The 10307-nt window shown below is 35.3% G+C and carries 9 protein-coding genes; 1 reads left to right on the top strand and 8 read right to left on the bottom strand.

Annotated elements, in window-relative coordinates; genetic code table 11:
• Positions 1 to 445: 445 nt before the first annotated feature.
• Positions 446 to 2032, bottom strand: coding sequence for a phosphoenolpyruvate carboxykinase (ATP) (gene pckA / locus JNL75_02720; protein ID MBL7788730.1), 1587 nt, complete (start codon positions 2030 to 2032; stop codon positions 446 to 448).
• A gap of 75 nt (positions 2033 to 2107) precedes the next feature.
• Here pckA and JNL75_02715 point away from each other — a divergent pair, with 75 nt between their 5' ends.
• Entirely contained in the window at positions 2108 to 2425 is a 318-nt protein-coding gene (locus JNL75_02715) for an antibiotic biosynthesis monooxygenase (GenBank protein MBL7788729.1), read from the top strand.
• 8 nt (positions 2426 to 2433) lie between these two features.
• Here JNL75_02715 and gap read toward each other — a convergent pair whose 3' ends face one another.
• The 7 genes from gap to JNL75_02680 all read right to left on the bottom strand — a co-directional run bounded on the left by gap (position 2434) and on the right by JNL75_02680 (position 9762).
• Positions 2434 to 3426, bottom strand: a complete 993-nt coding sequence (gene gap, locus JNL75_02710) for a type I glyceraldehyde-3-phosphate dehydrogenase (protein MBL7788728.1) — start codon at positions 3424 to 3426, stop codon at positions 2434 to 2436.
• Positions 3427 to 3467: 41 nt separating this feature from the next.
• Positions 3468 to 4442 (bottom strand): 6-phosphofructokinase, encoded by a 975-nt coding sequence (gene pfkA, locus JNL75_02705; protein MBL7788727.1) that lies wholly within the window; start codon positions 4440 to 4442, stop codon positions 3468 to 3470.
• A 149-nt stretch (positions 4443 to 4591) separates the two neighbouring features.
• Positions 4592 to 5191, bottom strand: a complete 600-nt coding sequence (locus JNL75_02700; protein MBL7788726.1) for a hypothetical protein — start codon at positions 5189 to 5191, stop codon at positions 4592 to 4594.
• Positions 5192 to 5214: 23 nt separating this feature from the next.
• Positions 5215 to 5877 (bottom strand): DUF2461 domain-containing protein, encoded by a 663-nt coding sequence (locus JNL75_02695; GenBank protein ID MBL7788725.1) that lies wholly within the window; start codon positions 5875 to 5877, stop codon positions 5215 to 5217.
• A gap of 18 nt (positions 5878 to 5895) precedes the next feature.
• Complete coding sequence (locus JNL75_02690; protein ID MBL7788724.1) at positions 5896 to 6525, bottom strand: class I SAM-dependent methyltransferase; 630 nt, start codon at positions 6523 to 6525, stop codon at positions 5896 to 5898.
• A gap of 169 nt (positions 6526 to 6694) precedes the next feature.
• Complete coding sequence (locus JNL75_02685) at positions 6695 to 8065, bottom strand: sigma-54-dependent Fis family transcriptional regulator (GenBank protein ID MBL7788723.1); 1371 nt, start codon at positions 8063 to 8065, stop codon at positions 6695 to 6697.
• Positions 8066 to 8088: 23 nt separating this feature from the next.
• The gene (locus JNL75_02680; GenBank protein MBL7788722.1) at positions 8089 to 9762 is read right to left on the bottom strand and encodes a S26 family signal peptidase; all 1674 of its coding nucleotides are present in this window, start codon (positions 9760 to 9762) and stop codon (positions 8089 to 8091) included.
• Between the last annotated feature and the right edge of the window lie 545 nt (positions 9763 to 10307).

The following is a 10307-nucleotide window of genomic DNA, read 5'->3' as shown; positions in this document are numbered from 1 at the left end:
GCTTTTTCTCTTTATCCTGACGATTAATGTCAGGATTTTTCAAACCATAATGCTTTTGCGACATTATGGCCTACTCTTTTCGTACAAATAAATAAATTTATTTGTACACGAGACAAGGCTTGCCTTGTCCCTACATTTTTTCTTGCTATATCAATATGTCAATGAACACCTTTATTTACCCTGTCTTACCAAGGTTTCCGAATCGTTTTAACCACTCAATTTCTTCATGATTTCCCCGAAACGGAGTGCAAAGATAAAAACTTTATTTTAGTCCGCAAGCCTTTTTTGAAAATAATTTCACTATTAAATAGCAACTAGCTATTTTTCAAGGATATGAGACTATATTTTTTTGAAACTCTATTTTTAAAAGTCTAAACTATCGAAAATTAAAAAAGTTACCCCAAAATGAGGTGACTCTCTATTATCATCAAAAGAAAAAATAAAACTATGCCTGGGCACTCAGCTTCGGTGCAGCGGCTAAAATCTCAGCAGCGGTATTGCCTGCAAATTTTTCAAAATTCTTATTGAAGGCTTCGGCTAGTTTATTAGCTTGTGCGTCGTATGCTGATTTATCAACCCATGCTTCTCTCGGATTTAACAATTCGGATGGAACACCGTCGCAAGATTTTGGAATTTCTAAACCAAATACAGGGTGTTTATAAAATTCTGCTTGGTTTAAGCTACCGTTTAATGCCGCCGTAATCATAGCGCGGGTATATGGCAATTTCATTCGTGAACCTACTCCATATACTCCACCTATCATTCCAGTATTGATCATCCACACTTTAGCTCCGCTAGACTGCATTTTTTTACCTAGAAGTTCGGCATATTTGCTCGGGTGAAGTGGCAAAAACGGCGCACCAAAACAAGCTGAGAAAGTTAACTGAGGCTCGGTAACTCCTGCTTCTGTTCCAGCTACCTTTGCTGTAAACCCTGACATGAAATAGTACATAGCCTGTGCAGAATCTAAGCGAGATATAGGAGGCAATACCCCATAAGCATCATAGGTCAGGAAGAATACATTGTTAGGAATATTACCTACAGATGGTTCTACAGCATTATTGATATGATAGAGTGGATAAGAAACTCTGGTATTTTCGGTAATAGAGCAGCTAGCGTAGTCCACTTTGTTGGTTCCTGGGAAGAAATCGATATTCTCCAATATAGCACCTGGCTTGATAGCTCTATAAATATCGGGTTCTTTCTCCTCGGTCAGGTCTATACACTTAGCATAGCAGCCACCTTCGAAGTTGAATACGCCTGTATCGGTCCAGCCGTGCTCATCATCTCCTATCAAACCACGATTGGGATCAGCAGAAAGGGTGGTTTTTCCTGTACCAGATAGTCCGAAAAACAAGGCGGTATCACCATCTTTTCCTATATTGGCAGAGCAGTGCATAGGGAATACACCTTTGTCCACAGGTAACACAAAATTTAAGACCGTAAAAATTCCTTTTTTAATTTCACCAGTATAACCAGTTCCACCTATTAGCGCTATTTTTCTAGTAAAATTTAATACTGCAAAATTGCTTTGACGAGTACCATCGACTGCTGGGTCAGCCATAAATCCTGGAGCACATATCACATGCCAATCAGCAGCAAAGTTGCTAGTATCTTTTGGTCTAATAAACATATTATAGGCAAACATATTGGACCATGGATATTCGGTCACTACACGCACATTGAGCTTATAAGCAGGGTCAGCACAAGCCTCACAATCTCGTGAATAGACATCCTTGCCATTGAGGTAGGCTATCACTTTGTCATATAATTTATCGAAATTCTCCGAGCTAAAAGGGATATTGAAGTTGGTATTCTCCCAGTCCACATGATTCTCAGTGATACTATCACGAACGATAAACTTATCTTTAGGAGAACGACCTGTAAATTTACCCGTATTAACCACAAGAGCACCCGTGTCATTGGTAGTTCCCTGATTTTTATCAATAGTATGTTTGGTTAATTCTTCTGGGGTCAAATTCCAGAAAAGATTAGCTGGGTTATTGATACCCAAATAGCTCAATTGACTCATTTTTTACTTATTTTTAGAGAATTAGACTGCAAAGTTAGTAAGTTTACAATTATTTCACATCAAATTTAACTAGCAATGACTCCAATATGCGACCCACCCTACTATGCCGTTATTTTCACCTCGACCCATTATGACATTACGAAAGATTACCAAGGATTAGACGAAAAATTAATCCAAATAGCTGAGAATATTGAAGGTTTTATAGGGATGGACAGTGCACGATCTGATTATGGCATCAGTGTATCTTATTGGAAAACGGAGCAAGCTATCCTAAAATGGAAACAAAATGCAGAGCATATTGCAGCTATGAAACTAGGAATTGAAAAGTTTTATCAATATTACAGTGTGAGGGTATGTAAGGTAGAGCGAAATTATGAGTTTAAGAGAGGATAACTTCAATTTCAACCCCAAACCTCAACCAAGTCCAAAAGTTTATTAGAATATCCAATCTCATTGTCATACCATGCTACTAATTTGACAAAATTTGGATTGAGCATAATGCCTGCCTTAGCATCGAAAATGCAGGTTTCTCGCATCCCAAGCATATCAGAAGATACGACATCATCCTCTGTATATGCTACAATACCTTTCATCTCATTTTCTGAGGCTCTTTTGATAACCTCTTGGATTTCGGCATAGCTGGTGGACTTCTTAATTTTTACAGTTAAATCGACTACACTGACATCAATGGTAGGAACACGGAAAGCCATACCTGTAATTTTTCTATCAAGTTCAGGTATGACCTTGGCTACGGCCTTGGCAGCACCTGTAGTAGAGGGTATTATATTGGTCAATCCTGCTCGTCCTCCTCGCCAATCTTTCGATGACTGTCCGTCCACAATACGCTGTGTAGCAGTAACAGCATGAACTGTGGTCATGAGTGCTTCTTCTATTCCGAAGTTATCATGCATAATTTTAGCTAGTGGCGCCAGACAATTCGTGGTACAACTCGCATTGGAAATGATATTTATATCTCGGGTCAGTTGATGATGATTGACGCCCATTACAAACATAGGTGTATCATCTTTAGATGGACCCGTCATCAAGACTCGCTTAGCACCTGCATTGATATGTCCCATGGCGGTTTCTTTGGTTAAGAAAATACCGGTAGCTTCCATCACGACATCGACCTCCAATTCTCCCCAGGGTAGTTCATTAGGATCTTTTTTATTGGTAACTCTTATTTTTTTACCATTGACAATCAGGTGATTTTCATCATAAGAAACTTCTCCTTGAAAACGCCCATGCGTAGAGTCGTAGCGAAGCATATAGGCCATATAATCTGTGGATATAATATCATTAATACCTACAACTTGTATATCTTTTCTTTGTATGGATTCTATTAAAACTAATTTGCCTATTCGTCCGAGGCCGTTGATTGCGATTCTTATCATATTTATTTTTAAAAGTTTTGTTATGAGTCAGAAAGTATTTTCTAAGCTAAGATATTTGAAGTTTTTATCAGGTGGGGTTCTAACTCGTTATGTTTTTTGATAGCATCTACAAATGGAGTATAAACTACTTGATTGGCTTTTATGCCAGCCATGACTGAACTTTTACCCTCTAATAATCCATCGATAGCAGCTACGCCAAGACGACTGGCAAGTACACGATCGGCGCAACTAGGGCTCCCTCCTCGCTGAATATGACCTAATATGGAAATACGTACTTCGTAATCTGGAAATCGCTTTTTGGTAGCTTCTGCCAGTTCGTAAATATTCGTGCTTTTTTCACCCTCTGCTACTATGACTATGTTTGAAATTTTCCCTTTGATAGCTCCTTTTTCTATATTGGTAAAAAACTCATCCATATCATATTTGGTCTCTGGTATCAATATCTCAATAGCTCCAGCTGCTATGCCGCTATTCAAGGCTATAAATCCAGCATCACGACCCATTACTTCTACAAAAAATAATCGTTGATGCGAGTTAGCCGTATCACGAATTTTATCCACCGCTTCCATTACGGTATTGAGAGCCGTATCATAACCAATAGTATTATCTGTGCCGAATATATCATTGTCAATTGTTCCTGGTATGCCTATGATTGGAATTCCAAACTCTTTCTCAAAAATCATAGCTCCAGTAAAGGTCCCGTCTCCACCTATCGTGATTAAAGCGTCTATATTATGATTTTTGAGATTCTGGTAGGCTTTTGCCCTTCCTTCATAGTCAAGGAAATCCTTACTTCTAGCTGACAATAATATAGTGCCACCTAAGTGAATAATTTGTTTGACATCAAGTGCCTGCATCTCAAAGATATCGTTTTCTATCAGACCTTGGTAGCCACGTCGAATACCATAACATGCTATACCATATGCAGCACAAGTTTTAAATACAGCTCGAATAGCTGCATTCATACCCGGGGAGTCTCCCCCGCTCGTCAGTACACCAATTTTATTGTTCTTCATCTATTAGCAATTTATAATAGTTATATTAGGTGGGGTTATTTATATAACTACATAATTTAACTGTAAAGTTTCAATGATACAAAATTTAATTCATTAGTATCTATAGGGTAATTAAAAAAAAGAAAAGTTAACTCAGTGTAATCTTCCGATTACTTAGGCATATTTTGCAAATACCACCTTTCCAATAAGATATAAATTAAAAATGGTAATATTATTAAAATGTCAATAAAAGCTCTTTTGACCTGATTTCTAGTACTATCATACCATAAAGAAATAAAAACTAAATAAATAAACAAAAACAAGTCTAAAAGACTAAAATCCCAATTAACCCAAATATGCATGACTAAAATCCAGACAATTCCTATGATTAAATTCTTTAAAAGTGGAATACTCCTTAGGAATAAATAGCTAACAGATAATAAAAGACTTAGAATTAGAGGTATTGTGTCTATGATATATTGATTCGACTCATATAACTTTATCCATAAAAATATAGCAAGTGTTGAAGAAGCGAAAATCATAAAAATTAGCTCCGTAAGAAATTTAGATATCCAGAATAGTCTTTCATTATGAAGTGTATTCGAATAGTTTTTCACACTAAGAATTCCACAAAGATTATAGTAAGAAAAGGTAGCAAGAAAAATAATAATTGCCTGCTGAGTTCGTTGATTGTATAAATAAAAACAGATAGCAGCTATAAGGGCTATATGAAAATTTCCATATAAATAGATATCTACTAACTTTTTCAATTCATTTTTTTTCTATGAAAAGTTTAATCGCGCATCGCTCTTCGCAGAAATTGATTGACATCATAGCCATGGCTAAACCATGTTGCTACCTTTTTTGTGAAATCCTTATCTAAAACTTCTCTATTATCAAATTCTTTCGAGAAATAAAACTGCTTATGATAAATATAATCTGAATCAGATGCCCAGTCTTTGATATCTTTTGGTAAAATTTTTGAGCGCTCCCCTTGTATATCTCCAAAGGTGGTCGCAAACTTTTTGTCCTTTAATATTTTATGAAACTCTTCTGTGTTATAATAAATTTCAGAACGAATCTTTTGTAACTTCTCTGGTGAAGGACACCACGCGCCGCCAGCTATATAGCTCTTCTCTGCACCTAGTTCTAAATAATAACCTGGATCTTCATGATCTTTTTTACCATTCAATGAAAATGCTACAGAACGATTGGTTTTATAAGGCGATTTATCTTTTGAAAATCGAATATCTTTATTAATTCTAAATATATTTTTCTTAAAATCACCTTGAATTTCAGCATCAAATTTGTTTAACTCATTTCCTAGAATAATTACAAACTCTTCAAATGGCTTCTTTACGTCTGACTCGTATCGCGCACGGTTCAGGTCAAACCAATTTTTGTTATTATTTTTTGCTAGTTCTTTGAGAAACTGGAAAAAGTTTTTAGTCAGCATACGAAGATTAAATGGATACTAATGTAAGTAAAAATGTTGCTTATGACTGTGATTATTTATCTTATATAGAATGCCTATTCGACCAAAATCAATAGTATAGTTAAACTCAGGCAGTTCAATTAGCTCTGACCAAGTCTTGTACATATCTTTGCTCCAGCGAATGTCGTCTAGGACTATGGCTGCATTTTCACTTAAATAGGGAAGTATAGTTTTCACATATCGTAAAGTGCTTTCGTATCGGTGATCCCCATCGATAAAGGCAAAATCTAAGTTTTGAATTTCTTTCAATTTAGGTGTCAACACAGCATCAAATGTTTCATTTATAAACTTTATGTTATGGTTAGAAAATTGAGTATCAAAAAATGCCTTAGTTTTTTTTATTGCATGCGTATTGGAATCTATGGTAATGCCGTGAATCGTAGGAAGACTAAAAAATAGATATGCAGTACTCACCCCAAGTGAAGTACCTAGTTCAAGAAAATTATTCGCCTTTACTTGCTTTGCAGCTGTCATTAATATTCTACCATATCGATCACTAATCGATGTTCTATGATATCGATTCGCAGTGGTTGTAGTTATGGTTCTGTCATTGGTGATATAAGAGAAATCCGAACTATCTTGAGCCAGAATAGCCCTATAATTATTCATTTCTAATATTGGTAAATGTCTGTTAGCATTTACTTGATTTAAAAAATCAAAAACAAAAGGTGAATGAATGTATAAATTAGACTGAGCTCTCCAATAGTAAACTAAATAGGAAAATACTCTAAAAAGAAGTTTGTCTATGAACATTTCTATGTATAGACGAAAAGCCAAATTAGGAGTTATCTCCTCTTTTCAAATTAAACTTTTCAATCTTGTTATACAAATGTGAACGCTGTATATCGATTTCATCAGCAGTTTTACTGACATTCCAGTTGAATTGATTTAACTTATACTCGATAAACTGCTTTTCAATATGCTCTTTAAAATCTTGAAACTTAGGATATTGATCAAATACTTCGGTATTCATATTACTAGAAAGTTGAATGCCTTTGTATGCATAATTTTGAACATCTTCATCTGAAATCTTCGCACCACCTAAAATTACCAATCTTTCTATGACGTTTCGCAACTCACGTATATTTCCTGTCCATTCATAATCTTGAAGCATTTTCAAAGCGTAAGGTGTTATCTGCTTGACAGGAATTCCTTGATTTGAGCAAATTTCTTCGCAAAATTGATTTGCCAAGGTTGGGATATCTTCTTTACGCTCATTTAAAGTGGGTACATGAATGAGTATCACGCTCAATCTATGATATAAGTCCATTCTGAAATTACCCATCGTAATCTCATGGTCCAATTTTTTATTGGTAGCTGCTATGACTCTCACATCTACGTTGATGTCTTTATCTCCTCCTATTCTAGTTATCTTTGCTTCTTGTAACGCTCGTAAAACCTTAGATTGAGCAGCCAAATCCATGTCGCCAATTTCGTCTAGAAATAAAGTGCCACCATGAGCCAACTCAAATTTACCTTTTCGCTGATTGATGGCTGAAGTAAACGAACCTTTTTCATGACCAAAAAGCTCACTCTCAATTAGCTCATTAGGAATAGCTGCACAATTCACCTCGATAAACGGACCTTTAGCTCTATGACTCTTCTCATGTATCCATCTAGCTACTAGTTCTTTACCAGTTCCATTCTCTCCTGTAATTAACACTCTAGCATCTGTAGGGGCAACCTTTTCGATAGTAGCTTTTATTTTCTTTATTGTAGAACTCTCCCCTGTAATCTCTTTGGACAATTCTATTCTTTTCTTTAGAATTTTAGTCTCTTCTTTTAACACTCTATTTTCAAGGGCGTTTTTTACTGTGATAAGAAGTTTATTCATATCAGGAGGTTTCGGGATATAATCAAAAGCTCCCATTTTTACGGATTCAATAGCTGTATCTACATTACCATGTCCTGATATCATGATAAACTTAGGCGGAGTCTCAAGGGATTGTACCTTAGATAATAATTCCTTACCATCCATTTTAGGCATTTTGATATCACAGATCACAAGGTCATAGTCGTCATCTTTTATCAAATTAAGTCCTTCTAGACCATTTTCGGCTGTATGAACCTCATAGCCCTCAAATTCCAAAATTTCTTTTAGTGAATTTCTGATGCTTTTTTCGTCGTCTATAACTAAGATTAGTGCCATTAGTTGATATTATTTTTAAAATATTATTTTCCCGGTGTATAATGTTTAGTAACCAAATTTAATAACCTATCCCATCTTACCCTTTTATTGATACCATCCCAGCTAAAAAAGATAACAAATGGTTTACCTACGATATGATCTTCTGGTACAAATCCCCAAGACCTTGAATCCTGAGAATTATGACGATTGTCTCCCATCATAAAATAATAATCCATTTGGAAGGTATAGGTATTGGCTAGCTTATCATTAATATAAAAACCATCAGGTCTGACCTCAAATTTATTTTTTTCATAAATTTGAATTATGCGCTCATACATAGAAATATTCTCTTTGGTTAAGTTTACAGAGGTTCCTTTTTTTGGAATCACAATAGGACCGTAATCGTCAACAGACCACTTAAAATATCGTTTATCATGAGGGAAATTAAAATTATACAAATCAGGAGCTGCATTATATACTGGTATTACGGAGTCTACATAAGAGAATTTCTTAATTGCATTTAATGTAGTTTCATCAGTATGAACGGTAAAAAAATTATATCCTTCATGAAAATCAAAACCTTGATCTGTATTTACACCTAGTTTTTTCATATCATTTAAAATTTCACCGTTTGCTCCTGTTTGTGTCATTACTATATTATAGCGAATCAAATAAGACTTTTGCAATTTTGGTGCTTTATAAGCTAATTTTTTATTTAGGTATAACTCACCCTTCTTGATTTCAAGTGTATCTCCTGGTATAGCTACACACCTTTTTACATAATGATCTCTCTTATCTACTGGTCTAGAAGTTATAGTATATTTCCCAGAGTTTAAAACTATATTTCTGCCCAAGGCACGAACTTCATTTATAAATGGTTCTGATTCTAGCATTTCAGGAGTTAAACTTTGTCTTTGACCTGCTATGGCATTCAATCCTTCTTCGGCTATTAAGGATAGATAAGGTTTGGCACTTTGATGCTCCTGCGTCACAGTATCTCCTTCTGGAAAATTAAAAACTACGAGATCGTTCCTTTTGATTTCAGTCAATTTCGGCAATCGTGTATATGGTATTTGAATCCAATCAAGGTAAGAATTAATAGGAGTGGCATCCTTTTTAAAGGTTGGAAAGGTATTCTGCACCAAGGGAAATGAAAGCGGAGTATTGGGAATTCGCATACCATAGCTAAACTTATCTACAAACAGAAAATCACCGACAAGCAAGGTTCCTTCTAATGATGAGGTAGGAATAGTAAATGCCTCAAACACAAAAAAACGAATCAGCATAGCAGCTGATAGCGCAAAAGTAATAGTGTCTGTCCATTCACGAATGATTCCAGGTTTAGGTTTTCGAAACTTCTCCCCTGCGATCTCTCCTTGTGGTCCGAAATAGCGAGGAGTCGGTTCTCTCTTCCAAAACAAATATGGGAAGAACACGGAGCCTCCTAATATGCCTAGATAGTGACTCTTGAAATCATAAATTCTATGTGCATCTAATAATTCTGAAAATAAAGAACAGGCAGCTATAATATTCGCTCCCGGGATAAAAAACCAAACTAAGAAGGATTTTTTCTGACCTGTAAGTCGAATTAACTCAAGTTTATTGACAAATGGAACAAAAGCTTTCCATGGTTCGATACCCATCTTTTTGAAGAAAAAGTACAAACCCGTGTGAATGCCTAAAACGGTTAGGACATAATAGATAATTAAAAAATACATATTTATACCTTGTATTATTTTGTGGACAAATTTGTGAAATTAAAAATAAATCTAGCTAGATTTTTTTATTAGACAATTAGTGTCCTTTGCATAGGGAGTTGTTACAACAGTTTTGTTTCATTGACTTTATTTGAAGTTTATTAACAATTGTCGATTTTCGACGTCTCTCGCTGCCAGAAAGACCAACAACATGCGGAAATATGTCATTGTCCACTTGATTAGTATTTACAATTATAGTAAAACGAACAATCATCACGCAATAACTATCCACTATCATGCTTCAACTAACAATCATCATGCAAAAACTATCCACCATCATACTCGAATTATAAGTAAGCCGGCAAACAGGGAAACCTCAATTACCCTAGTTTTTTAAATTTTAAGTATTTGAATTGGAGATATTTGTTTAACCCAAATTTTAAGAAAACAATCGTCTTTTGACAAAACAGAGCTAACATAGCTCCGGTGAGCAAGGCCTATGTTTAAAATGGTGATTTAATCCCCTCCCAAATTTTGGTTGAAATGCAAAAAGGCTTCGATAATTC

The organism is Chitinophagales bacterium, assembly GCA_016787225.1.
Taxonomy (GTDB): Bacteria; Bacteroidota; Bacteroidia; order Chitinophagales; family JADJOU01; genus CHPMRC01.
Note: the sequence above shows the minus strand (reverse complement) of the source record. Positions and strands in the feature narration are given on the sequence as shown.

What these genes read in the sequence shown, in the direction of transcription:
- JNL75_02715 (MBL7788729.1), top strand. Translation starts at nt 2,108, where the DNA reads ATGACTCCAATATGCGACCCACCCTACTATGCCGTTATTTTCACCTCG.
- JNL75_02685 (MBL7788723.1), bottom strand. Translation starts at nt 8,065, where the DNA reads ATGGCACTAATCTTAGTTATAGACGACGAAAAAAGCATCAGAAATTCA.
- JNL75_02695 (MBL7788725.1), bottom strand. Translation starts at nt 5,877, where the DNA reads ATGCTGACTAAAAACTTTTTCCAGTTTCTCAAAGAACTAGCAAAAAAT.
- gap (MBL7788728.1), bottom strand. Translation starts at nt 3,426, where the DNA reads ATGATAAGAATCGCAATCAACGGCCTCGGACGAATAGGCAAATTAGTT.
- pfkA (MBL7788727.1), bottom strand. Translation starts at nt 4,442, where the DNA reads ATGAAGAACAATAAAATTGGTGTACTGACGAGCGGGGGAGACTCCCCG.
- JNL75_02680 (MBL7788722.1), bottom strand. Translation starts at nt 9,762, where the DNA reads ATGTATTTTTTAATTATCTATTATGTCCTAACCGTTTTAGGCATTCAC.
- pckA (MBL7788730.1), bottom strand. Translation starts at nt 2,032, where the DNA reads ATGAGTCAATTGAGCTATTTGGGTATCAATAACCCAGCTAATCTTTTC.
- JNL75_02690 (MBL7788724.1), bottom strand. Translation starts at nt 6,525, where the DNA reads ATGAATAATTATAGGGCTATTCTGGCTCAAGATAGTTCGGATTTCTCT.